Origin of the sequence: Terribacillus sp. JSM ZJ617 (assembly GCF_044383785.1) — a bacterium.
Classification (GTDB): domain Bacteria; phylum Bacillota; class Bacilli; order Bacillales; family Amphibacillaceae; genus Terribacillus.
In genome coordinates this window covers 152837-176078 of sequence record NZ_JBISEQ010000001.1, presented here as the reverse complement: position 1 = coordinate 176078, position 23242 = coordinate 152837, and the positions used below count along the sequence as shown (strand labels likewise).

General features: G+C 44.1%; 26 protein-coding genes and 1 other annotated feature. Of the genes, 9 read left to right on the top strand and 17 right to left on the bottom strand.

The genetic code is table 11. The annotated features are described in order from the left end of the window. Positions 1-218: 218 nt before the first annotated feature. The 3 genes from ACH6C1_RS00875 to ACH6C1_RS00865 all read right to left on the bottom strand — a co-directional run bounded on the left by ACH6C1_RS00875 (position 219) and on the right by ACH6C1_RS00865 (position 2597). Positions 219-803, bottom strand: a complete 585-nt coding sequence (locus ACH6C1_RS00875) for an LOG family protein (protein WP_374073778.1) — start codon at positions 801-803, stop codon at positions 219-221. 12 nt (positions 804-815) lie between these two features. Next, a complete protein-coding gene (locus tag ACH6C1_RS00870; protein ID WP_374073776.1) occupies positions 816-1901 on the bottom strand; it encodes a DNA alkylation repair protein in 1086 nt (361 codons plus the stop codon). 69 nt (positions 1902-1970) lie between these two features. Next, positions 1971-2597, bottom strand: a complete 627-nt coding sequence (locus ACH6C1_RS00865; RefSeq protein WP_374073774.1) for a LysE family translocator — start codon at positions 2595-2597, stop codon at positions 1971-1973. 74 nt (positions 2598-2671) lie between these two features. Between ACH6C1_RS00865 and ACH6C1_RS00860 the strand changes: the two genes are divergently transcribed. Then, positions 2672-3181, top strand: coding sequence for a GNAT family N-acetyltransferase (locus ACH6C1_RS00860; RefSeq protein ID WP_374073772.1), 510 nt, complete (start codon positions 2672-2674; stop codon positions 3179-3181). Positions 3182-3256: 75 nt separating this feature from the next. After that, positions 3257-3715 carry a YrvL family regulatory protein gene (locus tag ACH6C1_RS00855; RefSeq protein WP_286160683.1) on the top strand — a complete coding sequence of 153 codons (459 nt, stop codon included), beginning with the start codon at positions 3257-3259 and terminating at the stop codon, positions 3713-3715. Between the two features lie 22 nt (positions 3716-3737). Here the strand turns inward: ACH6C1_RS00855 and ACH6C1_RS00850 are convergent, their stop codons facing one another. From ACH6C1_RS00850 to ACH6C1_RS00815, 8 genes are all read right to left on the bottom strand, one after another. Beyond that, positions 3738-3857: a YjcZ family sporulation protein gene (locus ACH6C1_RS00850; RefSeq protein ID WP_084160736.1), complete on the bottom strand. Its 120-nt coding sequence runs from the start codon at positions 3855-3857 to the stop codon at positions 3738-3740. A gap of 161 nt (positions 3858-4018) precedes the next feature. Then, a complete protein-coding gene (locus ACH6C1_RS00845) occupies positions 4019-4219 on the bottom strand; it encodes a stress-induced protein, KGG, repeat-containing protein (RefSeq protein ID WP_095221865.1) in 201 nt (66 codons plus the stop codon). Between the two features lie 235 nt (positions 4220-4454). Then, positions 4455-6716 carry an endonuclease gene (locus ACH6C1_RS00840; RefSeq protein ID WP_483887687.1) on the bottom strand — a complete coding sequence of 754 codons (2262 nt, stop codon included), beginning with the start codon at positions 6714-6716 and terminating at the stop codon, positions 4455-4457. Between the two features lie 203 nt (positions 6717-6919). Then, complete coding sequence (locus tag ACH6C1_RS00835; protein ID WP_374073769.1) at positions 6920-8329, bottom strand: DUF1565 domain-containing protein; 1410 nt, start codon at positions 8327-8329, stop codon at positions 6920-6922. A gap of 112 nt (positions 8330-8441) precedes the next feature. After that, the gene (locus tag ACH6C1_RS00830; protein ID WP_374073766.1) at positions 8442-8837 is read right to left on the bottom strand and encodes a thiol-disulfide oxidoreductase DCC family protein; all 396 of its coding nucleotides are present in this window, start codon (positions 8835-8837) and stop codon (positions 8442-8444) included. A 16-nt stretch (positions 8838-8853) separates the two neighbouring features. After that, a complete protein-coding gene (locus ACH6C1_RS00825) occupies positions 8854-9621 on the bottom strand; it encodes a hypothetical protein (RefSeq protein WP_374073764.1) in 768 nt (255 codons plus the stop codon). Next, positions 9618-10187, bottom strand: a complete 570-nt coding sequence (locus tag ACH6C1_RS00820; RefSeq protein WP_374073762.1) for a DEAD/DEAH box helicase family protein — start codon at positions 10185-10187, stop codon at positions 9618-9620. Before ACH6C1_RS00820 ends, ACH6C1_RS00825 begins: the two co-directional genes overlap by 4 nt. A gap of 112 nt (positions 10188-10299) precedes the next feature. Continuing rightward, entirely contained in the window at positions 10300-10434 is a 135-nt protein-coding gene (locus ACH6C1_RS00815) for a hypothetical protein (RefSeq protein WP_286160680.1), read from the bottom strand. Positions 10435-10601: 167 nt separating this feature from the next. On the opposite strand from ACH6C1_RS00815, the gene ACH6C1_RS00810 reads away from it, so the two are divergent. Beyond that, positions 10602-11534 (top strand): LCP family glycopolymer transferase, encoded by a 933-nt coding sequence (locus ACH6C1_RS00810; RefSeq protein WP_366248263.1) that lies wholly within the window; start codon positions 10602-10604, stop codon positions 11532-11534. 33 nt (positions 11535-11567) lie between these two features. On the opposite strand, the gene ACH6C1_RS00805 is transcribed toward ACH6C1_RS00810, so the two are convergent. After that, positions 11568-12260 carry a YoaK family protein gene (locus ACH6C1_RS00805; protein ID WP_374073758.1) on the bottom strand — a complete coding sequence of 231 codons (693 nt, stop codon included), beginning with the start codon at positions 12258-12260 and terminating at the stop codon, positions 11568-11570. A 55-nt stretch (positions 12261-12315) separates the two neighbouring features. On the opposite strand from ACH6C1_RS00805, the gene ACH6C1_RS00800 reads away from it, so the two are divergent. The 3 genes from ACH6C1_RS00800 to ACH6C1_RS00790 are packed head-to-tail and all read left to right on the top strand — an operon-like array spanning position 12316 to position 14412. Continuing rightward, positions 12316-12915, top strand: a complete 600-nt coding sequence (locus ACH6C1_RS00800) for a helix-turn-helix domain-containing protein (protein WP_374073756.1) — start codon at positions 12316-12318, stop codon at positions 12913-12915. A 14-nt stretch (positions 12916-12929) separates the two neighbouring features. After that, positions 12930-13574 (top strand): DedA family protein, encoded by a 645-nt coding sequence (locus ACH6C1_RS00795; protein WP_374073754.1) that lies wholly within the window; start codon positions 12930-12932, stop codon positions 13572-13574. After that, complete coding sequence (locus tag ACH6C1_RS00790) at positions 13567-14412, top strand: undecaprenyl-diphosphate phosphatase (RefSeq protein ID WP_374073751.1); 846 nt, start codon at positions 13567-13569, stop codon at positions 14410-14412. Before ACH6C1_RS00795 ends, ACH6C1_RS00790 begins: the two co-directional genes overlap by 8 nt. Before the next feature lie 52 nt (positions 14413-14464). On the opposite strand, the gene ACH6C1_RS00785 is transcribed toward ACH6C1_RS00790, so the two are convergent. The 3 genes from ACH6C1_RS00785 to ACH6C1_RS00775 all read right to left on the bottom strand — a co-directional run bounded on the left by ACH6C1_RS00785 (position 14465) and on the right by ACH6C1_RS00775 (position 18001). Continuing rightward, positions 14465-15688 (bottom strand): AAA family ATPase, encoded by a 1224-nt coding sequence (locus ACH6C1_RS00785; RefSeq protein ID WP_374075525.1) that lies wholly within the window; start codon positions 15686-15688, stop codon positions 14465-14467. Positions 15689-15812: 124 nt separating this feature from the next. After that, positions 15813-16559 (bottom strand): SDR family oxidoreductase, encoded by a 747-nt coding sequence (locus tag ACH6C1_RS00780; protein WP_374073749.1) that lies wholly within the window; start codon positions 16557-16559, stop codon positions 15813-15815. A 473-nt stretch (positions 16560-17032) separates the two neighbouring features. Next, the gene (locus ACH6C1_RS00775) at positions 17033-18001 is read right to left on the bottom strand and encodes an ABC transporter substrate-binding protein (protein WP_374073747.1); all 969 of its coding nucleotides are present in this window, start codon (positions 17999-18001) and stop codon (positions 17033-17035) included. Between the two features lie 113 nt (positions 18002-18114). Between ACH6C1_RS00775 and ACH6C1_RS00770 the strand changes: the two genes are divergently transcribed. Both ACH6C1_RS00770 and ACH6C1_RS00765 read left to right on the top strand, forming a co-directional pair. Continuing rightward, positions 18115-19116 carry a FecCD family ABC transporter permease gene (locus ACH6C1_RS00770; protein ID WP_095221889.1) on the top strand — a complete coding sequence of 334 codons (1002 nt, stop codon included), beginning with the start codon at positions 18115-18117 and terminating at the stop codon, positions 19114-19116. Continuing rightward, positions 19113-20120 (top strand): FecCD family ABC transporter permease, encoded by a 1008-nt coding sequence (locus tag ACH6C1_RS00765; protein ID WP_374073743.1) that lies wholly within the window; start codon positions 19113-19115, stop codon positions 20118-20120. The genes ACH6C1_RS00770 and ACH6C1_RS00765 overlap by 4 nt, the downstream gene beginning before the upstream one ends. Positions 20121-20216: 96 nt before the next feature. On the opposite strand, the gene ACH6C1_RS00760 is transcribed toward ACH6C1_RS00765, so the two are convergent. Together ACH6C1_RS00760 and ACH6C1_RS00755 are read right to left on the bottom strand one after the other, a co-directional pair. Then, complete coding sequence (locus tag ACH6C1_RS00760; RefSeq protein ID WP_374073741.1) at positions 20217-20732, bottom strand: GNAT family N-acetyltransferase; 516 nt, start codon at positions 20730-20732, stop codon at positions 20217-20219. Positions 20733-20745: 13 nt separating this feature from the next. Beyond that, positions 20746-21444 carry a nucleotidyltransferase domain-containing protein gene (locus ACH6C1_RS00755; RefSeq protein WP_374073739.1) on the bottom strand — a complete coding sequence of 233 codons (699 nt, stop codon included), beginning with the start codon at positions 21442-21444 and terminating at the stop codon, positions 20746-20748. A gap of 62 nt (positions 21445-21506) precedes the next feature. Then, positions 21507-21722 (top strand) — a binding site (T-box leader). 303 nt (positions 21723-22025) lie between these two features. On the opposite strand from ACH6C1_RS00755, the gene thrS reads away from it, so the two are divergent. Next, positions 22026-23219 (top strand): threonine--tRNA ligase, encoded by a 1194-nt coding sequence (gene thrS, locus ACH6C1_RS00750; protein ID WP_374073737.1) that lies wholly within the window; start codon positions 22026-22028, stop codon positions 23217-23219. Positions 23220-23242: the final 23 nt, after the last annotated feature.

Genomic DNA, 23242 nt, shown 5'->3' with positions numbered 1-23242 from the left:
GCTTAACTTAAAAATATATTGCGCTTTTGATAATTTTTGCTGAGTTGTAAAAATATCCCGATATACTGGACAGCAAGCACTGGGAACGCGATGTCCAAGTAGCTGTGACACACGAAGGAGAAGAAGTGAGAGGTATATATATCTTAATGGGAACTGCCGTCTCAATGGACTTATGCTTAATCCGAGGAAGATTTCGGTAAATAAAAGAGCAGACGCTATCACGTCTGCTCTGGTCGCCTGATATAGGCTTTTACTTCCGGTGCCTCATATTGACGGAACTTCTCCAGAAGACTTTCAGGCTCAGTATCTGTTAGTGTCATCGACCGGTACTTTTCATGCATAAACAGCTCATCTGCCATATGGTCAAATAGGCTTACCAGCCTATCATAATAGCCTTCCACATTCAAAATACCGAGTGGCTTTTTATGCAATCCAAGTTGTGCCCATGTGAAGATCTCGAAAAACTCTTCCAGCGTACCTGGTCCTCCAGGAAGTGCGATGAAGCCATCTGCTAACTCTGCCATTTTCGCTTTTCGTTCATGCATGGAAGAAACGACGATCAGTTCCGATACATGGGAATGGACGATTTCCCGCTTCTCCAGGAATTCAGGCATCACACCGATCACATGACCGCCTGCTTGCATGGCTCCATTTGCTACTGCCCCCATCAATCCTACACTCGCACCACCATATACAAGTGTCAGACCTTGGGCTGCCAGTGTCTTTCCTAACTCTTTAGCCGCGGCGATGTATACTGGCGAAGCGCCAATGCTAGAGCCGCAGAATACTGCAATGCGTTTCATCTTCCCACTCCTTTACTTAATCAGTTCCAGATCTGTATGAGCTACTTCCACCCCATTGGCAAGCAGTACAATACGGTGTATACCCGGATAATGAACCCTGGTGGTCAAGTCTTTCCAATTGTGGACTCGTTCTTTCGCGATACTCTCTCCCGCCGTAAATATCCGATCCGACAGGAGAAATTTTTTTCGGGAAATCCCGCGCTTTTTTATGAAGTCTATTGCATACTCTATACGCAGCTTAGCCTGCTTCTTCACATTAAAAGAATATGTCATCGTCACTGCCCCACCGATGTTTACGCTATGACGATCCGTAACTATTCTGGCGTCAGCTAGCATTTCAGCCGCTTCCTCATAACCGAATAAAGCCATTATCTCTGGTTCCCCGCTTCGCAGCAGTGTACGACAGCCATGCCGGATGATCCAGTCCGTCTCTGATGAAAAACCGCTCCAGCGTTTCGCCGTCAAAATAACTTTGTTTGGATTATCCTTGGCAATATCATTCAAATTATTGGCAACACTTTTCCGTACATACAAAGAGGCGTCTGCTTTCAATAATTCCAGCACTTCAAATATAGGACTTGGATCTTCTTTGAACTGACGAATTGCCTGCCCCCATGGCAGCCTCGGACGACAGCCTTCACTTGCCAGACGCCGCACATGATGATCATCAGATTGCGCCCATTCCACCATTCGTTTCATAATCCGATCAGGGGCCCTGATAAGAAACGGCCTGATGGCAAATTCTGCAGTCGAACGCTTAGTGAATTGCTCCAATGCCTGCAGCGATATTTCTTCATGCTCTGGTTCCACCCCGAAAACCTCGACAAAATCGGGGAAAAACAAATAAGGAAACCCCTCACACTGGTCCTGAATAGCCAGCAGAATCCCTAATGCTTCTGGATAATTCTCCGGAAGAAAGGAACCGAGTACCATGCTGATCCGGCGTATTCGACCCTTTAATTCGAGTTCTTCCCATTCAGCATCCATCACTGTATCAACGAATTTTCTTTCATCAAAATCATGATGAGCTTGTTTCACCTTGAAAGCGAAACCTTTCAGGAAATCCTCCGTATATATTGCTTTCAAGGGTTCTGCCACAACTACCGCCTCCAGGAAATTATATCTATATTCTACAGGAAAAAAGCGGTAAACTACAAATAGCCTTTGTCAGAGGATACTTTTTAAAAATTGGGTGAAGAAAAGGACAGCAAAATAACTTAGAACTAATCCCGCTCCAATGGAGACCCATTTGACAAATGTTTCGTTTACGACCCTTCTTGTACCTGCGACGATACTCATCAGACCGATATCATGCACTTGGATACCGGCCAGAATACCGAGTCCAGCGACAATGAAGGAAAGCTCGTTTCCTTCTGAAAAGCTGCTTGATAAAAAGGTACCAAAAACGCTTATCCAAAACACGAGGTTACTAGGTGAAATTGCTACAAGCAGTCCGTTTTTGTAAGAGGATAGCAGTTTTTTTGTCGATTTCTCACCGTTTATCATAATCTGCTTGTCCGCATTTTTGATACTGTCATAGGCAATATACAACAAGAAGAGAGCACCAAGCAGCCACATGCCCGTCTGAATTGCAGGGGTTGCCAAAATCGGGGCAAGACCAAGAAAAAGAGCGACCATCAACAGAAAGTCAACCGTCATACCGCCTATTCCCACCATCCAGCCGTGTACAAAACCATTCTTTAAGCCTTGTTTGGTCATCTCAATCGTAACTGTACCAACTGGGAGAGCGATAGACAGTCCTAAAAGCACATTTGTCAGAAACAAAGATAACAAGAGTATCACCGCCTATCATAATATACTAAATATACATAATTCTGTTTAATCATACAATGAGAGGAGCATATAGATTGTCCAAACAAAAACAAATTCATCTGCGTCCCATATCCGTTTCCGATGCGCCTGCCTTATTTCAATTCTGGTCCGATCCGGATGTGACTGCATTCATGAATATCAACCCAATGCAGTCTGTAGAACAGGCAGAAGAAATGATTTTATACCTGACGCAGCTGGAACATGCTGGTCGCTATACAATTGTTCTGGAAGATGACACAATCGTTGGTACTTGCGGATTCAACTACATTGATGCCGAGAATCAACGCGGAGAAATTGGCTATGAAATAGGAAAGGAATATTGGAGAAAGGGTTATATGAGCCAAGCATTGCAAGCTTTAATCGAGGAAGGCTTCCATACGTTAAAGTTGAACCGAATAGAAGCAAAGGTGGAGCCGGGTAATGCACCTTCGCGTCGTCTGCTCAAAAAAGCTGGCTTTCATGAAGAAGGTATTCTACGTGGATATGAAAAATTGAATGGTGTCTTCCTGGATATGGTCATGTATAGCCTGCTTCACTCTGACTAATCATCTATATGAAACTTTTAAATAGATTATTCGTATGAAGTGTCAGAGAGAATGCATGAGGTGATAGCAGTGACAATGTGGCAGCGCAAAGGTAAAAGAAACAGAGAATCCAAGATTTCGGTAACAATAATCTTAACCATACTAGTTGGATTTTCCCTCGCTTTTGTAGCCGCCCTCTACTATTTTGGTTTTCTTGGTGCCTTCAGCATCCTTGGTGTTGCTTATGAATCACCCAAGCATTTGGCCGTATTCGTCGGTGTATATCTTGTTCTAAGTATTTTCGGTGAGTTATTTGCAAAAGCTCTCTATTATATTCTTACTAAGAAGCATAAGACACAGACCTTATATGAGTTTATGATAGCTTTTTCTTTGAACTTTTTAATGAATTGGATTGCAATCTCCATTGTGAATGGCTTATACGAACCTGTACATTTAGTATGGTATACGGAAATTGTTGTTACAGCTTTCATTGCCCTGACAGAGGTAACCTTGGATCATGAAAAGAAAAAAAGAAGAAGAAACCGCGGTACATAACCGCGGTTTCTTTTCCTATTGATTAGTAACCGTAGCCGCCTCCAACGTAAGAAGCACCGATGATGATCAACAAAATGAAAAGTACTACTAGAAGCGCGAAGCCGCTGCCGTATCCTTTTCCGCCGCCGTAACTTTCAGACATGATATCCCTCCTTTTTGACTCAAGTCATTCTATGTATGTTCCCTTGGATGCGTACCGGTTATCATGGAATAAACAGCCCAATAAACAATAAAAAAATCGCTCCCGAATCAATGACTTCGGAAGCGATCACTTTTGTCTTTTCATTTGTTCACACTGCTTTCTTAATTACTGCTGTTTTTATTGGAATTTCCGCCCTTAGAGCCGATCTCCTGAAAATGCTTCTTATCATGGGCGTCTGCGTTAGCATTACCGCCTTTAGTACCAATCTCTCTATAGAAGTCTTTATCATGGTTATTGGATGTTGCTTGTCCGCCTTTTCTGCCCGCTTCTTCATTACTCATTTTGTTATTGTTCTGTGTCATGATAGTCTCCTCCTCCAGATATGCGTCTCTTTCACATTACTTTAACGAAGCGCAGCCACGCTTAATAAATGTATTCCCGATAAACGGTTACTTAAACAAAATCAGATTCAGAGTCAGAAGGAGGCGTTCAGGGTTTTATCATGCCTTAGATTGTGATTAACAAACAGCCAAAACAGGAGGTTATGAAGAGCAATGAAAAAGGAAGCAGGGATGACTCCCCTGCTTCTCCATATTTTTATGCAGCACATTTCCAGCTTTTATCGTGACCTTTGCCTTTCCCATTTCCTTTGTCTGCACCTTTATGTTTTCCATTATCGGTTTTACATGGAACCGGCTCTTCCGCTTGAGCTAACTTGACGATATTATCCGTTGCAACAGGTTTTAGCTGATACGTATCATTGAAGATAGATGAAATACCTGTAATGTCAACTTTTTCTCCTTCTTGGAACTGTGAAGTGAAGGCGTCATGATTCAATCCAATTCGATTGTCTACTCGCACACGCGTCACGTTTCCATCTGCTGCTTCTGCATCAAACTCAAACGTCCCATATGTGCCGACCGCTTCGATATTCTGGATTGTCACTTCACTAAGTTTAACAAGCTGCCCTTGGTTCGTGTCATCAACCACAGAAACGGACTTAGGTGCTGGTACCTCTGCTTGGCCAATAATTTCGGACTTGATGATATCCATTACTTCCACTTCTCCGTTATAGGTAGTTTTTACAGCGCTGATTTGGACAAGATCCCCTGCTTTAAAACTGTCACTGTCTTGAAAAACATAAATACCGGCAGTGTCGTCTTGTACATAGAAACCTTTCCCGCCAAAGCTGCCCGGAGTTGACGTTACAACGCCCTCTATCGTAACGACCTCTCCGTCCTGTACGTTGCGCGCTTCCTCAATAGCTACCTGCTGCGGAAGCTCCACCTCGTCTTCCGGCAGGGGTTCTGTTTCAACGTTTCCGACCCGTACAGACTTAGTCAGAAGATTGCTGCCATCCTTGCGAAGTCGCAAGCTTGCAGTACCATCCGCAGTCGACGGATTCAATTGGGCAGGTACATCTGCTACAGCTCTTCCTGTCGCATCTGCAGTGACGGAAAAACTGCTGCTATATCCATAGCTGCTCGGCCAAGACCCGGTCGTATTGAACTTCCCGATTTGCTGTCCACCCGGTAAGTAAGCACCTAGCTGCAAACCAGTCAGTGTTTCACCCGGCTCCAGATCTTCCACCACAACTCGCACGGTGAATTCCTGCTGAGTTGGTAATGTAGCAGGCGTCACAACGTCGTATGTTGGATTGGATGCTACCTCATCAGATCCGTAGGAACCAGCAGCAAACGTGCTCGGATCATACCAGCGATATCCGGCTGGCGGATTAGACCATGGTTCTGCTTGTGTTTCAGTAGTTTGCTCTGGATTTTCATTGATTGTAGCTGTTTCAAGCAGGGGAGTCTCCTCACTCAAAGAAATAGATGTTTCCTCAAAGCTTGAATAGCTTTCCTTTTCACTCAACCACTCCATAACATTAAGCAGATACTGCCCGTTATTGCCTTCTCCTGTAAAGCCATCATACGTACGTTTCGTTCTGCCGCTGTCCTCGCGAAGATACTTAGGTGTAGCATCTTCTACAGGCGATGAGTCGCCAATGAATGCAGCTTTACCTTGCTCGACTTTGGATATTGCCGCAAAAGCACCTTCATCAATTCCACCGCCAGCGTAAACTCCCTGGTCGACAGCATTCGGCCAAGCTGGAATATTTTCCGGGAAATAAATTAAGCCTTTGGATTTCGTCGGGTCGAGAATTGTCAATGTAGCTCCCGCGTGTGATTCAACGACTTCAATACCTTCTGTAATCCCAAAGGAATCAGATGGATCGACCACAGTCTGTCCAGATTCAATATCTCCTACAGCATTGAATCGGAAGCGGATGCCGAAATTATCTCCTAACCAGTCGGAGCTCTCTACACCTTGCATTCGATCAGAATTTGCTTCATCAGCCGACATACCTTTAGCTGGATCTTCAAAAGCTCCTCGGCGATAACCATTAAAGATTTCTCCAGAGTCCCAACGGTTGTAGTTGCGATCGGCATTATAATGATCTCCGATGAAGAAGATACTGCCGCCCTCCTGCGTGTAGCGCAGCATCGCATCCTGCTCTGATGTCTTGAAAGGGATGTTCGGTTCCGGAATGACGAAAACATCGTACGCACTAATATCCTCATACGTGATAGCGGATGTTTTTCGTAATTCCTTCACATAGTAGCCTTCCTCAGCCAAGGCATCACCAAAATCAGAAAAAGCACCATCAATAACCCAGTCTGCCGCACCAGCAGTCTGTCCATGTGTATTATCAAATAAGACCTTTTTTCCGTTCGCCTCCCCCTTTGGCTGTATTTCCGGTGCAGGGTCAGCTGCAGTTTCAGCTTGGCTTTGTACTGCATAACCGAAGACTGTAAAAGGAATAAGCAAAACAGCCAATACGAAGAACTTCCAATCCATCGCTCTTTTCACGAGCAGATTCCTCCCTTAATTTAATAGATAAAGCATAGCAAATACTCGTCTACATTTGTATTCGTTTACACAAATGCTACAAAGATAAGAGAATATTTACGCAGCTGTAATCCTATTATGTAAAAGGAAGATTTATTATCATCCCACAACCTTCATACAAAAAAACCTGCATGCTGAGCATGCAGGTTTTTTCAGTCTATGACTGCTTGTGCTGTGGTTCCTTCTTTCAGGGTGAAATCCTTACTGGAGGCGTCCATGTAATGCACTTCTATATAAGCCGAATCCTCTTCTTGTCCGGTTGCTTCCTTAAAACTGGCAAAATCGCTATATTCTTGCTGTCTCCACACCCAGCTGTTTTCTTTGTCTTTATCGTATACATTTCTAGTCATGGAAGTATTGCTGTTTGTTTGGAAGTCATTTGCGATAAATAGACCATTCTTGCCCGCTGTGAACACATTATATGAGATCTCATTGCCGCTAATATCATGCTGCAGAAGCAGCTGACCGCCATAAAGGTCTTTTGTGTCATTTCTGAAAAGCACATTATAGGTGATAGACGAATTTTTAGTTCCGCCTCGCTCCTCGTCATAGCCTCCAATTGAAATGCCTGTATAGTTATTTTCATATACTTCGTTTTCAGTAATTTCAATGTTATCAGCGTACTGTCCTTTATGCTCAGAAGTTGCTTCAATACCTAGATCATTTCGGAAAACTGTATTCGCTTTTATTTTGATATTCTTAGCACCATCTACATAAATGCCGCCTGCAGAGTAATCTTCTCCATATGCCGGATTGCCATAAGAAGAGTTATCATGAACTACATTGCCCTGGACTGTTCCGTTCCGTACATAATCTGCATCAGGGTCTTCCGATGTACCCTCATATCCAATCAGATCAATTCCGATATTATTGTTATGGCGAACGGTATTGCCTGTTACAGCAAATCCATCGATATTACCGTTCAGCACAACTGCTTCACTAAGACCAAGGGTTAATTCCTCTACAATATTATCCATAACCCGTATTTGTTCCATTTTGCCGGTTCCATATACTGCAATGCCGTGGGCATTACCTTCATCCGAATCGTTCCCTATATGGTGGATATGATTTTGAATGATAGTAATATGAGAGCTATTGCCCGTTACGAGGATACCCATCACAGCAAAATCTGGAGAATCCACATTCAAATCCTGAATGGTTAGTCCTTGTATTGTGATGTATTCGTTGTCATCAACATTCACAAGTGCTGTATCTTCTTCCATTACCTTTTCTTTTCCGCTGATGACCACTTCTTCATCTTCAAAATTCCGAATGATAACTGGTGCCTCTTCCGCTCCGCTATGGACAGATTCAAATCCATCCGTATAAGTTCCTCCACGAATATAAACGGTTGTACCTGCGGTGGCTTGATCCACAGCTGCCTGTATCGTACGAAGGGGCTTTTCTTTCGTTCCTTCATTCTCATCGTTGCCATCAGTAGCAACGAATAGCTGTTTGGGAGCTGTCACTGCTTCCACTTCCTTCTTGTTGTTCGACGCAATCGAATAGATGCCCGCGCCAATCAAGCACAGTACGATTGCGGCCAGAATCGTTATTCTCATTAGCTGACTCTTTTCTATGCAAAATTTGCCGTTCTTGGCTACTGCTAGTATGATACCGTTCATTAGGCAATTTGTATAGGAGCCCTGCTCAATCTTCACAATATCTTTATTCTCACAAAAATCGCTCTTTTAATTCGGGTGATGGCAGCATGCATTGATCTTGTTTGCCGAACCAGCGGTAACGATTTTTAGCCACATATCGGTAAACCATATCTCGAATTGGCCGCGGAATGATAAGAGCTGCAGCAGCCAATTTCCATACACCATCCAGATTTCGAGCGATACGCAAAATCGCACTGGATTGCATATACACCTTGCCATTTTCCATAAGTATGATGCTGTCTGCGTTATCCGGAATTTGCTTAGTCTCTTTCAGCTGTCCGCCAAGATCGCTTTGGAGGGAGGCGAAATTGAAGTAAGCAGCTTTGTCATGTTTGATGATAAATTGGACACTGCTATTACATAAGTTGCAAACACCATCAAAAAGAATGATTGCCTTGCTATCCATTCTATCCCTCCTTCTGTTATTCACTCACTCTATTATGAAGCATCAATTCATTCTCCCTAGTTAGATAGGTCGTCTTATAGACTTCCTGCCGATCCAAGTTCTTTTCCATCAATGTTACATAATATGTTTCCTTTTCCCCCGGAACGTTTTCAATAACCGTTTCTCTCGTGAAACGCTCTCCGAATAGCTCCCACCTTTCTACTTTTCCTGTTTCCGCAGGGAATCCTCCGTTTTCTTCCTGACCATGCCGCTGTGTAACGAATATAACTGCTTCTCTGGCAGAATAACCTGGATCGATGTCTCCTATCTCATCAATTGGAGGTGGTGCCGATTGCACCTGACCAATAAGGAAAACCATCAAGTAAGCTAGGATTGGCACATACAGCACCAGCCATCCGATACGCGCCTTTTTCGTTATATATAATAGACCGAGTTCAATCAAAGCGAACAGTATCGCCAAAAATGCACCTAGACCAGCAGCAAACAGAAAAGCAGCAGAACTTTGAGAAGAAAGACTCAAGACTGCAAACGGCAGTCCCCCTAATCCATGCAGTGCCATATAAAGTCCTATCTTCCCCGGATTAACTGGTTTTACTTTCCTGCTGATCAGCCAGGAAATGCAGATGCCATAAATAAAAATAAAAGGACTCATATACATAGCGAAGATAAGTGCTCCTCCAATACCTATGTCCTGATCCATCTGTAAAAAGCCGTTTAAACCGACACATAAAGAAAACATACTAACAAGTAAAAAGCCTGCCCCAAATTTATGCCCGATGTTCATTGCATATCCTCTAAACCAAAATGCTGAATGATCACCTCTGCTGTCTCAGTAGCCGAAAGATCATCGGTTTGAAGCCGTACATAATTTGTTTCCTTGATTTCTCCCTCTCTTGATTGAAGGCGGCTTGTTTCCATCGTGCGGAGAAGATCCGCTTCCGAAAAGGCAATATTCCTTTTTGTCGGCTTATGCTCCAAACGGTTCTCGGTTACGTTGCGTTTCAATCTGATACCGACATCTGCTTGCAATTCGACGAAATAGACTGTTATACGCTGCTGTTTAAAGATTGCACACATTCTATCAACCGTTTCCCAATCTTCCTGACTTGAAAAATCCCAAACAAAAGTGAATATGAAACCCGGAAGATTTGTCTTAGCTACCGATTGGAATATTTCTTCTCTAAAAAGCGTGGATAGACGCCACATTTCCTCACTAAATCCGAAAAAAGGTACTAGCAAATCGATTGTCATATGATTGTGCAGCAATCGATATCCCATCCGTTTCTCAAGCTCTTGCCCGACTGTCATTTTTCCGACAGCCTGCGGTCCAAATAGTAAGATGACTTTCACAAAACCACCCCTTTTCCTAAGTGTATCAATAATAAAGTAATATTTGTAAATTTTTGTATAGATGAAAGATGCATGGAAAAAACCGCAGAGCACGCAGCCCTGCGGTTTCGCCTTAGAAGAATAGTTTGATAAATTTATGTGCAGCATCCAGTAGTTGATTGCAAGCTGTAGGGATGACAGTGAAGAGTGCGAGCAGAAGAGCCAGATTATCTTTTGGCTGTTTTGGATTGGTTGGGGAATCCTTCATGGCAGACATTCCTCCCTTCAAAAACTCATCGGGCAGGTCTGTTGCTGGGAAGTAAAGTCCGATAATTGTTACGATACAGTTAGTATCCCTCATGTGCTGATAATTATGTATGTTGTTGACAAAATGTCAACAACAGCGTACCTTTTAATGGTTAGGGGGATACGCAAATGGAAAAACAACGGCATACAAGACGTAAGAAGAAGCGACGAATAGGCAGGTATATCCTACTCATCCTCCTTGTGCTCCTAATTGGGGCTGGTTCCTTCCTTTTCCTTACTGCAAAAGATGTAAAGCAGACGGTGGACGGTATACAGAAGGAATCTGCAGCTATTGATGATGGCGTAACATCGGAAAAAGTGAAGAACAAAGAGCGCATCAATATCCTGCTGCTTGGTGTTGATGAACGTGATGGTGATGCAGGACGCTCTGATGCGCTTTTGATGATGTCCTTGGATCCTGCTTCGGAATCAATGGATTTAATCAGTATCCCACGGGATACGCGTACAGAAATTGTCGGTCACGGTACAGTGGATAAGATCAATCATGCCTACGCATTTGGCGGAGTGGATATGTCCATTAATACGGTTGAAAACCTTTTTGATACGGATATTGATTATTTCGTAGAGATAAATATGGAAGGATTATCCGATCTGGTCGATGCTGTTGGCGGAATAACTGTACAGAATGAATTAGACTGGTATGATGAAGGATTTTATAAGAAGGACTATCATTATAAAAAAGGCGAAATCACGCTGGATGGTCCTCAGGCTCTTGGTTATGCAAGGATGAGACATTTGGATCCGGAAGGTGATTTCGGGAGGAACGCCCGTCAGCGCCAAGTGATCGAAGCTGTGATCAATAAAGGAGCAAGCATTAAATCGGTTAACAAGATTGACGATCTACTTAAAGTAATGGGCAATAATGTACAGACGAATCTTAATCTTTCTTCCATGCAGCACTTGTTTACAGATTACCGAAATGTCCGGCAGTCTGTCCAAGAGCATGAGATGAAAGGACAAGGTACAACCATTGATGGTATCTACTATCTGCTCATCCCTGATGAAGAGATTCAAACCATACATGATAGCATCAGCAAATAAAGCGATCCACAACGGATCGCTTTTTTCTATTAGTCACGCAATGGATTTTTCCTTCTGTAATAAAAACGCGGCAAATAACAAAATGACTGCAACCCATAAACTGTGAAGACCAATCATTCGTTCACTAAAGCTGCCGAGTGCGGCACCAAGCAGATAGAGGAGAATTGCTGCTCCTCTAAGATAAGAATCAATCATGGATTGTGACCTACGAGTAACCCAGTCTGCGATTCCTTCAACAAAGGCAGCCAGTGTGCTAGTCAGCACCGTGGAGGAAACCCCAGCGACCTTCATATTCCTGCCAGCAATGGTCTGCATCCCCATAGCTGCACTTAATGACACCAATAACACAATAGACCAGATAGAGGAAGCCGGTACGAAGAGTACGCACAATGCAATGATTGTCAGCCATACAAACTCGGCAAACACGATTCTTCTTGGCTCTCCTTTTTCTTTTCCAACTATTTTAGTTGCTAAGATTCCTATGACAAATCCAAGTAAAGCAAATAATGCATTGCTTATTACGACCTGCCTGGCATCTCCCAAACCAATTCCAAGGAGAACGATATTCCCTGTCATATTCGCAGTAAACACATGGGCTAATCCGATATATCCCAATACATCGACAAGTCCTGAAACGACACATAGAATCAAAACTGCCGCTTGAAAATTCCAATGCTGCACTTCCATCCCTTCTTTCTCTTTCATTTCTACCTCATTGATTGACAAATTGTCAACACTCTTGTACCTTTAACAGGTGATTGAACAAAGGAGGCATCTTTTCATGCAAATGAATGACAAACTAATCACATTATTGAAGCATAAAACCAAAGAAAAAGGTTTATCGATGCGTGCTTTAAGCAGGCAAACTGGCATCGATCCAGCAATTGTTTCCAAGATCATGAATGGAAAACGCAATGCAACGGTAAATCATTTACATAAATTGAGCGAATCATTGGATGTGCCCCTTGAAGAATTAATGACTGCAGCCGGCTTTATTGAATCCGCACCGATTGATGGGCAGCAGCATCTACTAGCTCTTTGTCAGCAAGCTGATCCAGATTTCAGTCAGGGACGCGTCGAAAAACAGCTTGCTTCATACGAGGAAGTCGCACTGACTGATGGCGGAAAACAAATTATTGACGAGAAATTCGAAGAGAAGCTTAATGCCGTTGGAAGTGTCGGCAAGCTTGTCCAAGACTTGAAGCAGATGTACGTCAAATTTCAGACCGGTGCGGGATCTAAACGTGAATTGATCATTCTAGGAGCAGCATTGTTATATTTCATCAATCCAATTGATGCGCTTCCTGATTATATTTTCCCTTTTGGATATCTGGATGATACCTTGGCAGTGCATTCCGCTATGCAGGCTACCAATAAATAAAAGGAGAAACGCTTGTGGAATCTTGGATGACTGACCTAATGGAAACCTACGGATACCCTGCCATTCTTTTTTTGATGGCTTTTGAGAATGTCTTTCCGCCAATTCCTTCCGAAATCATTCTTCTATTCGGGGGCTTTCTCGCTGCCAGTACCAGCTTAAGTCCCGTAGGTGTAATCTTGTCCGCAACTGTTGGGGCTATGCTCGGAAGCGTTATATTGTATTGGGTCGGAAAGCTTTTCGATCTGGAACGGCTCGAGGCTTGGGTGGAACGCTGGGGTCGATATTTGAAATTAAAAAGTTCCCATTTACATAAAGCAGATAGCTGGTTTGATAAATATGGCGTATGGACAGTATTCCTATGCCGATTCATCCCTGTCGTACGAAGTCTCATATCGATTCCGGCAGGTATGGCGAATATGCATTTCGGCATGTTTCTTCTCTATTCTACTTTTGGCACGTTAATTTGGAACGCTGTCATGGTCATGCTTGGTGTATGGCTTGGCGCATCGTGGGAAAGTGTAGAAACATACCTGGGTTATTATCAATACGGCGTTCTTGCTTTAGCACTACTTGTTTTAGCAGGTGCTGGAATCTGGTTCCTGCGAAAGCTCCGGAAGAAGAATACAATTCAAACAGTAAGGAAGAAAACAAATGTATGAAATTATTGTAGGGCTCATCATGGGCTTAGTGGAAGGGTTGACGGAGTTTGCTCCTGTCTCCTCCACCGGGCATATGATTATCGTAGACGATTTATGGCTGAATATTGATCAGCTTTTCAATAAGGAAGTTAGCATCACATTCATGGTCGTGATTCAGCTAGGTTCCATACTGGCTGCCGTGATTGTGTTCAAGGACCGATTCATGGACATACTCGGAATAAGAAAACTGCAGGGAAAGACGGAACAGCTTCCAGGCAAGCAAGGTAAATTCAGCCTGGGAATTGTCATTACAGGTCTTATCCCGGCAGCAGTGCTCGGTTTCTTAGTACAGGATATGGTGGACAACTATCTGTTTTCAATTATCACAGTGATTGCAGCACTCATTGCAGGTGCTATCCTCATGTTAGTTGCAGACCGCCATACAAAAAAGCATCCGCCAACAGTGGAATCGTTGGATGAACTGACATATAAGAAAGCATTTATGATCGGACTCTTCCAATGTATCGCTCTTTGGCCCGGGTTTTCTCGTTCAGGCTCAACTATTTCCGGCGGTGTCCTCCTAGGATTGAATCACCGTGTAGCATCTGACTTCACGTTTATCATGGCTGTTCCTGTTATGGCAGGCGCAAGTGCACTTACGCTTATAAAGCACTTGGATGCTTTCACTCCTGATGTCATTCCGTTCTTTGTTGCTGGATTTATCAGTGCGTTTGTTTTTGCACTGCTTGCAATACGAACGTTCCTAAAAATCATATCCAAGTACAAGCTTGTTCCATTTGCTATTTACCGCATTGTACTTGCTGCTGTTTTGCTGGTTGTCGTACTTGCAGCAAGCTGAAGAATTCATTGAAAAAGGCGATCTGATTAAAACCAGATCGCCTTTTCCCTTTTTAGCGGAATCCTAGTTCATCCTGCTGTTCTTCCCACCATTTCCCAGACTTGCTTTTCTTGTATTCCCGCTTCATATTCTTAATGATGTCTTTAGCGGAAACCTCATCTCCTTGATGTTTAGCTGCTGCCAGGAAAACAAAGAGTTCCTTGAGCTGTGCAAACGAGAAACCTTCTGTCTTATCAACCACTTTATCCACTTCTTCTTGATTCAATAGATTCAGGAAGCCAACTTTCTCAACATACTGGCTGCGCAAGGATGCATCCGGCAAAGTGATTTCATAGCCGCGATCAAATCTTCCTGCACGATTAATCAAGCCAGGATCGATTTCTTCTGGATAGTTGGTTGTTCCAATCAAGAAGATGCCTTCCTTGGACGTTGCCCCATCCAATGTATTCAAGAAGTAGGAACGCACTTCATCCGGCATAGAGTCGATATCCTCGATGACCAGTACCATTGGTGCCAGTCTTGTAGCAGAACTGAATACTTCCTCTATCGATTCACTGGATGTATGCTCCGTAATCTGCCAGTAAGCCACAGGTGCTGCAACCGTATTGGCAATCGACTTTACTAGTGTTGTCTTTCCGTTTCCTGGCGGTCCATATAATAGGATCCCGCGACGGTACGGAATGTCATAGGTAGTGAAAAAGGATCGATCTTCTGTAAAAAATTGATCGAGCATGCCATAAATCTCTTTTTTTATAGATTCATTGAGCACGACATCCTCGCGCTTTACCGTATTTGTGACTTGCTGCTGTTCCTGTGTGACACCCTCGCCATTATCCTTGAAGACAAGAACTTCATCTCTGCTTTTCTTCCAGACTCTATCTCGAAGCGTTTGCAGGAAGGAGGAGATATTTTCTTTTCCTGTAGCCAGCACACATTGCAAATACACGATGCTGGCATCACTGAAATACGGGATTCTCGCAAAAGCAACACCAGCAGCAGGATATGCATACAACTGGTTATTTAACGCGCGGTATACCTTATAAACTGGCTCCTGTGCTTCTTCATCGTATTCAAATGTATAGCTTTCCAGCCGCTCAAAAAGCTGCGCAACATGCTCGATTTCCGGATTTTCTTTTCGGATATCTTCTTCTACGATAGTCCATAATTCAAAATGAACATCGTCTGTATTATACACAGCGTAAAATTCACCATACTTTTCCTGGAGTTCCTCTTGCATGCTTTTCATTAATCCCGCAAATGCAGGGTATCCAGGCATCTCTTTTCCTGTTTCCTTAACTGTTTCTTCATACAAGTAACGCAATCAGTTTCCCCCTCGTACTTACTTCCCTTTCATCTTAACTGATAGCATGAACCATTAATAGATTTATTTTCCATAAATGTCATCTACGAAGGAAACCGCCTTCTGAATGAAGCTCCTGTCCCGTCACCCAGTAGCCATCTTCTCCGACTAGGAAACTGATAAGTCTCGCTGCATCATCCGGCTCTCCGATTCTCCCCATTGGAAATTGAGGAAGCAGGTGCTGTCTTATATCGTCTGTCATCCATGTACTGTCTGTCGGACCTGGATTGACTGCATTGACATTGATTCCAAGCGCCGCCAAGTCAGCTGCGAGAGATTGAGAGAATGCCGTAATGGCACCCTTGGTAGCGATGTATGCCAGTTCGTCAGGCATAGGCCCTTGGCTCTGACCAGAAGTGAGGTTTACGATACTTCCCTTGTCGGCTGGCCGATGCTCTTTAAAAAGTTTTGCGAATTCTGCGCAAAGCAGGAAGACACTTCTCATATTCACAGCATAATGACGATCAAGCTGAACCCTATCAAGTTCCTCATAGCTGCCATTCTCTGAAAAAGCAGCACAATTGATTAATATAGCCGGGACTCCTAGCTGCTGCTGTACTTCTTGCAGAATAGTTTCGGCTGTCTCCGGTTGTTCTAGATCTGCTTCCATACCAATGCTTTTGACACCGGCTTCTTTCAACTCGCTCCTAAGCTGATCAGGCCAGGTCTCACCTGCCCGCCAATATGTAAAAAAGATATCCACTCCTTGTTCTGCTAGCCGGCGGCATACTGCCGTACCAATGGAGCGGGGATACGAAACTCCAGTTACTATTGCTATCTTAGTCATCTATAAGAAACCTCCTGTTATTACTTTCTCTTAACATCATTCGTGTACACTGAAAGGAAATCCTACTTACAAGGATATATCACTTTGAAAATGCTTTTTTTTTTACCGTTAACAGTGTAGTCATTACGATATTTATTTACAGTTGGCTTCTTTATAAAGCTATTTCCGTATCTGCCTTTAATCATAGCGATATATGGGTATCAATTATTTTTCCTCTTTTTGTGATCGGCTGGATTAACACCAGAGAAAGAATTTTTCAGCGTACGATTTCTTTATCCTGACAGCCTCGATCTGTACAGCTTTGGATATTTACTTCCATACATACCAAAGTATCTTTATTTGATCAGCAAAAAAGCAGGAGTGATCCTCCTGCTCTATACTTATTCTCCTTAAATTTATCTGCATTCAATAAACAATTTATTTCATTACACAAAAAAAACTTCTCCCCCATTTTCACAGGGAAGAAGTTTCTCTTACTTCACTAAGCTTTCAACTGCATCGTCCACAATTTGCTCGTTCGCAATCGGGCCAGTGTACAGCCAGCTTGTTTCTTTATCATATTTATAGACATTGCCTTCTTTGATAGCTGGTACATTTGCAAGCAATGGATCATCCAGGATTTCAGATCCGTCGCCTTCATCGCTATTGACCAAGAAGAGGTGGTCAACATCCATCTCAGCCAGTTGCTCAAGAGAAACTGGGTTCCAGTTTGCTGTTGCACCTTCGGAAATTTCCTTAACGCCTTCTGGAACTGTAAGACCTAGGTCACCGTAAAGGACCGCACCGCTGGATAGGTTCTCACTTACGATGTAAAGCTGTCCGCCGACAAGCCAGATAGCAGCTGCGGATTCATCGCCAATTGCACCTTGGATTTGTTCTTTTGCATCTGCTGCTTTTGCATCATAATCATCAAGCACCTTTTGTGCTTCATCCTCTTTACCGAAGATTTCACCGACTGTTTGCAATTCTTTGCGCCAGTCGCCGTTTTCTTCTGTGCCCATTACATATGTAGGGGCAATTTTATTGTACTGCTCGTACTTATCGCCTTCTACCATGGAAGCAGAATCCATGATGATCAAGTCTGGTTTAAAGCTTGCCACCGCCTCAAAGGGAAGTGTGGAATCAATTGTTGGCACGTCTTTCAAGCTATCCTGTAAGTAACCTTGTGGATCGCCATTATTTACAGACCATTGCGCTACTGGTGTGATATCAAGTGCTACAAGGTTGTCCTCCAAATAGGAAGCAAGTACATTTTCAGGGTTTGCAGGGATTTCTATTTCATGGCCCATTGCATCCGTAACTGTACGTGTTTCACTTCTCTTTTGATCGGAGGAGTTATTTTCAGCATTATCACTTGAATCGTTGTTGCCGCAACCTGTTATAATGAATACAACACTGGCGAAGACTGCCAGCAGTAAAAACATACTCTTTCTTTTGAACAAGGGACTCACCTCTTGGTTTATGTTATCATATTAGATGATAACAATTCTCATTATCAATTACAAGCATCATTTCATTCATTTGGTATACATAGAGTGCAGAAAGCGGGATAACGATGCAAGCACGCAGACTAATTGGCACAATCATACTTATCGCAGGTATCGCCCTGCTGATTCTTTCTATAGGACTATCCATCGTATTCGGTGTTGCGGATATCTCACTGGGCACTGTCTGGAATAGTATTTTCCATTACGATGCGGCAAATACATCCCATCAAATCATTCATCGGCTTCGCATGCCTCGTACTGTAGCGGCAGTTCTGATCGGCGCTATGCTTGCTGCATCCGGAGCTATCATGCAAGGGATGACTCGCAATCCACTTGCTTCTCCGCAAATCATGGGCGTAACATCCGGTGCGACTTTCATGATTGCGATTGCGCTTGTCTTCCTTCCTGGTATCTCCAATGTGAACCTGCTTTTATTCTCATTCCTAGGTGCAGGACTTGGCCTTGGACTTGTTTTCGGAATCGGCCTGCTGGCAAGAACCGGATTGACACCAGTGAAGCTGGCATTGGCAGGAACTGCTATCACTGCTTTGCTTGGAGCCTTCTCTAATGCAATGGCAATTCATTTTGATGTAGCGAGGGACTTGAGCTTCTGGTACGCGGGCGGCGTTGCGAATGTGCAATGGGATACAGTGAAGCTGTTATTCCCAGCTGCTGCTATCGGATTGGTGCTGGCATTGTTCATCAGCGGTTCGGTTACGACACTCAGTCTCGGAGAAGATGTGGCGACCGGACTTGGTTTGAAAACCGGCCTGGTGAAAGCAGCCGGGGTGCTGGTTGTGCTGATTTTAACAGGAGCTGCCGTTTCAGTCGGCGGTACCATCGGATTTGTCGGATTGGTCATTCCGCATATCACGCGGTTCCTCGTCGGACCAGATTATCGCTGGATCATTCCATGTTCGGCAGTATTGGGCGGTCTTTTGCTTAACTTTGCGGATATTGCATCCCGGATGATCAACCCGCCCTTTGAAACACCTGTTGGTGCCCTCACAGCTTTGATCGGCGTACCATTCTTCATTTATCTAGCTCGCCGGGAGGGTAAGAACATATGATACACTCTGCGAAAAAGACAAGCCTGGTGGCAATTGGAATCATTGCTGCTATTCTCATTGTATTTTTCATCAGCTTGAATTCAGGAACAATCCCTATCGGACCGGCAGATGTTGTAAAGACGTTGCTTGGTACGGGCGATGGCTCATTTGATGTGATCTTATTCGATTTCCGTCTGCCGCGTATGGTAATTGCGCTATTGATAGGAATCGGAATGGGTATTGCCGGTGCGATCCTGCAGGGTGTATCCCAGAATGGACTTGCTGACCCAGGTATCTTAGGAATCAATGCAGGGGCAGGTTTTGCTGTCGTCCTTTATATTTTCTTCCTGCAGGATAAGCTGGCTGGTACCGGCAGCCTGCAAGTATTCATCATGCCACTATTCGCATTCGCTGGGGCGCTCCTCGCAGCAAGCCTTATTTACGCATTAGCTTGGAAAAAAGGTGTTACGCCAGTCCGTCTAATTCTTGTCGGTATTGGGATAAACGCTGCCTTCGGCGGTCTGATCATCGTCTTCCAGCTTATGATGGAACCGAAGGATTTCACGCAGGCGACAATCTGGCTGAACGGCAGCATCTGGCAGACGAGCTGGAATTATGTCCTTGCACTCTTGCCTTGGATTATACTGCTCGTCCCATATGCAATTTATAAAGCAAAAGCATTAAACGTTTTGACACTAGGCGACCAAATCGCTGTCGGTGTCGGGGCTCCGGTGCAAAAAGAGCGCACAATCCTTCTGCTCCTTGCTGTTGCACTGGCGGGAGCTTGCGTAGCAGCTGGAGGAGCAATTACATTCCTCGGACTTGTCGCACCGCACTTGGCAAGACGTATCGTTGGACCGAACCACAAGCATCTGCTCCCGATTTGTGCACTGATCGGCGCGCTGATCATGCTTGTAGCGGACACTTTATCGCGAACGATTCTAGCACCCTCGGAGATTCCGATCGGATTGGTTGTTTCTGCAATTGGTGCACCTTATTTTATTTATTTGTTGATCAAAGAATGAACCCTCGCTAATGTGAGGGTTCATTTGCTTACTATACTACACATCAGTTCGTAGGATCTCCAGGTTAGATCGTACCATCCAATTCAAAAATGTAATTCATTTGCTCTCTTCCAAAATCAAAGCCATATGTATCTCTGAAATATATGTATCTCCTATTTTCAATGCATGCTCTTCTACGCCAAATTGCTTGAACCCAGCTTGTTCGTAAACATGCTTGGCAACCGGATTTGTCGCAGCTACGACCAGATTTACCTTCTCTATGCCCCCACGTTCTTTAGCCACTTTGAGCATATGCTCTATCAGCTTTTTTCCGTACCCTTTTCCCCTTGCTTCCGGAGCTAGATAAACTGCTACTAAATCTGCACGGTGGCGGAGCTTTGCAGGCATCTCATATCTTAATGTTGCGTTGCCGGCGAGCTTATCATGCATAAATATCCCATATGTCTCTGCGTGCGAGCTCACTAAATTTCCCTTTACTCTTTCTATCGGGTTTTCTTGTTTTATTGCATCCTCATAGGAAGTACCGAATGCATCTGGATGTGCCTGCAAGGCTTCCAGTCTAAGTTCCCAGTATGCTTCTGCATCAGAGGCTGTCAACTTTCGGATTTCCATGTTTCTCTCCCCCTTACCCAACATAATATCCCTCGAATAGTCGACCGCCGTATGGATCCAGACAGTCATCTGCCAGCTCCACGATAGCTTGTTTATCATGCTGCTGATAAAACGCAGCTAAACTTTGCTCGAATCGATTCGCCAGCGCTGCGTCCATACTCTTCAGCTCCCTGAACATCCATTTACCAGAACCAATCCAATGCTGTCTGGTACGGAGTGTGAATATGGCCAGATCATTGATGATTGCATTTGCCAGAAAATATGCTTCTCCTCCAACTTCTTTATCCAGGAAATCATCCATTAGATTGGTAATCATGTACCGGTTATGATCGATCTTCTGTTTGCTCCAGGGGGAAGGTCCAGCAGAAAATATGCTGTTTGCTTCGGATTTCATCTTGGTAACGGCCGGCGACTCCTTCAGCACAATCGCTTCACTCACCATCCTTGGCATGGACGGGATTCCGCGCTCTGCATCACTGGCAAAGAATTTGAGGTAAGCTTCTCCGGTGTATACAAATGCCTCTACCGGCCATCCTTCAAAAAGCAATGATTCCCTATATGCCTGATTTTCTCCTGCGTACAGAATAATAATATCCAAATCAGAGGTCTGTGTTGCTTCCCCTCTGGCACAGCTTCCTGCCAGCAATGCTCCTGCGCATTCGGGGTGATTGATTTCGATGAATCTTTTGGCAGTATCCTTTGGGTTTCTCAAAAAAATCCCTCATTTCCATTTGACGCCTATATCCAGTATCTGTATAATGAGCATACAACAAAACAGAAGCGTTGATAAGGACATGATGCACAAGCCTCTATCTCTCAGAGAGCGAAGGAATTGCTGGAACCTTCGCAGATAAGCATATGTATTACCACCTTGGAGCTATTACGGGGAAACAAAAGTATCCGTAATCGGGAAGACCGTTATCGTATTTTGAAGCATCAGCTATATGCTGATGGAATTAGGGTGGAACCACGACCGCAATCGTCCCTTCAGGGAGATGAGTGCGGTCTTTTTGTTTACAATTTTATATCGAGAAAAGCAATGCGAAGGACATGATTCAGATCATCCTTCTCCTGACAGAAAGCAGGGTCACCGGCTGAGAGCCCTGCAGGAGAACGATTTGGATTACCACCTTCAAGCTATAGCGGGGAACTTGCAGTATCCGCTATCGGTAGGAACCGTTAAAACATATGAGCGCCATTTTTCTGGCGGAAATCTGGGTGGAACCACGACCACAATCGTCCCGATCACGGGAGGATTGTGGTCTTTTTTTATATTTAAAAGGAGGAATTATCATGAACAAACAAGCAGAAGCAGAAAAAAGGAATCACCGCAAACTAGGACAGCAGCTCGAACTTTTCCTAAGCATGGAGGAAGCACCTGGCATGCCTTTCTTCTTGCCAAAAGGAATGGTTTTGCGCAATAAACTGGAGGAGCTGTGGAAAGAAAAACATGCCCAAGCTGGATATGATGAAATCAAAACTCCAATCATGATGAAGCAGCAGCTCTGGGAGCAGTCCGGCCATTGGGATCATTATCACGAAAACATGTATTTTTCTGAGGTAGATGATCAGCGCTATGCTATTAAACCAATGAGCTGCCCGGGAGCAGTCCTCATCTACAACAGCAAGCTCCGCAGCTATCGCGATCTTCCAATGCGTTATGCAGAATTAGGTCTGGTGCACCGGCACGAACTGTCTGGCTCCCTGAATGGATTGCTGCGTGTTCGGTCATTCACACAGGATGATGCGCATCTGTTCGTCCGTGAAGATCAGATTGAACAAGAAGTGGAAAAAGTACTGCAGCTGATTGATGAATTTTACAGTCTATTTGGCTTTTCTTATGAAGTAGAGCTATCCACTCGCCCAGAGGACTTCATGGGTTCACCAGCTGTTTGGGATAAAGCGGAAGCATCCTTAGAAAATGTCCTGAAACGACAAGGCATCGCGTATAAAGTAAATGCTGGCGACGGTGCTTTCTACGGACCTAAAATCGACTTTCATATTCTCGACAGCCTTGGACGCAGCTGGCAATGCGGGACTGTTCAGCTCGATTTCCAAATGCCGGAGAAATTCGATTGCAGCTATGTGAATCAAGAAAACAGCCGCAGACAGCCGATTATGATTCACCGGGCTATCTACGGTTCAATCGAACGGTTCATGGCTATCCTCATCGAGCACTATGCAGGAGACTTTCCATTCTGGTTAGCACCTGTTCAAGCAAGTATCCTTCCAATCAGCGATGCGCATGCTGATTATGCCAAGGCAGTTTGTGAGGAATTACGTAAGGCAGGTTATCGTGTGTCAGTTGATGATCGTTCGGAGAAGATTGGTCTTAAAATTAGGGAGGGGTCACAACAGAAAGTCCCTTATCTGCTCATTGTCGGGGACAACGAACTGCAGAATAAAACAGTTGCTGTCCGGAAGCGGCCGGAAGGAAATATTGGGGAGCTGTCTTTGAAGGATCTAATCGAGCAGTTCAAGTCATAAAGAAAAAGCGGGTGCTCTTGGAG

Excerpts from the sequence above, each read along its gene's own strand:
- ACH6C1_RS00875 (WP_374073778.1), bottom strand. The coding sequence starts at position 803 with ATGAAACGCATTGCAGTATTCTGCGGCTCTAGCATTGGCGCTTCGCCA.
- ACH6C1_RS00855 (WP_286160683.1), top strand. The coding sequence starts at position 3,257 with ATGTGGCAGCGCAAAGGTAAAAGAAACAGAGAATCCAAGATTTCGGTA.
- ACH6C1_RS00850 (WP_084160736.1), bottom strand. The coding sequence starts at position 3,857 with ATGTCTGAAAGTTACGGCGGCGGAAAAGGATACGGCAGCGGCTTCGCG.
- ACH6C1_RS00845 (WP_095221865.1), bottom strand. The coding sequence starts at position 4,219 with ATGACACAGAACAATAACAAAATGAGTAATGAAGAAGCGGGCAGAAAA.
- ACH6C1_RS00840 (WP_483887687.1), bottom strand. The coding sequence starts at position 6,716 with ATGGATTGGAAGTTCTTCGTATTGGCTGTTTTGCTTATTCCTTTTACA.
- ACH6C1_RS00835 (WP_374073769.1), bottom strand. The coding sequence starts at position 8,329 with ATGAGAATAACGATTCTGGCCGCAATCGTACTGTGCTTGATTGGCGCG.
- ACH6C1_RS00830 (WP_374073766.1), bottom strand. The coding sequence starts at position 8,837 with ATGGATAGCAAGGCAATCATTCTTTTTGATGGTGTTTGCAACTTATGT.
- ACH6C1_RS00825 (WP_374073764.1), bottom strand. The coding sequence starts at position 9,621 with ATGAACATCGGGCATAAATTTGGGGCAGGCTTTTTACTTGTTAGTATG.
- ACH6C1_RS00815 (WP_286160680.1), bottom strand. The coding sequence starts at position 10,434 with ATGAAGGATTCCCCAACCAATCCAAAACAGCCAAAAGATAATCTGGCT.
- ACH6C1_RS00810 (WP_366248263.1), top strand. The coding sequence starts at position 10,602 with ATGGAAAAACAACGGCATACAAGACGTAAGAAGAAGCGACGAATAGGC.
- ACH6C1_RS00800 (WP_374073756.1), top strand. The coding sequence starts at position 12,316 with ATGCAAATGAATGACAAACTAATCACATTATTGAAGCATAAAACCAAA.
- ACH6C1_RS00790 (WP_374073751.1), top strand. The coding sequence starts at position 13,567 with ATGTATGAAATTATTGTAGGGCTCATCATGGGCTTAGTGGAAGGGTTG.
- ACH6C1_RS00785 (WP_374075525.1), bottom strand. The coding sequence starts at position 15,688 with ATGCCTGGATACCCTGCATTTGCGGGATTAATGAAAAGCATGCAAGAG.
- ACH6C1_RS00780 (WP_374073749.1), bottom strand. The coding sequence starts at position 16,559 with ATGACTAAGATAGCAATAGTAACTGGAGTTTCGTATCCCCGCTCCATT.
- ACH6C1_RS00770 (WP_095221889.1), top strand. The coding sequence starts at position 18,115 with ATGCAAGCACGCAGACTAATTGGCACAATCATACTTATCGCAGGTATC.
- ACH6C1_RS00765 (WP_374073743.1), top strand. The coding sequence starts at position 19,113 with ATGATACACTCTGCGAAAAAGACAAGCCTGGTGGCAATTGGAATCATT.
- ACH6C1_RS00760 (WP_374073741.1), bottom strand. The coding sequence starts at position 20,732 with ATGGAAATCCGAAAGTTGACAGCCTCTGATGCAGAAGCATACTGGGAA.
- thrS (WP_374073737.1), top strand. The coding sequence starts at position 22,026 with ATGAACAAACAAGCAGAAGCAGAAAAAAGGAATCACCGCAAACTAGGA.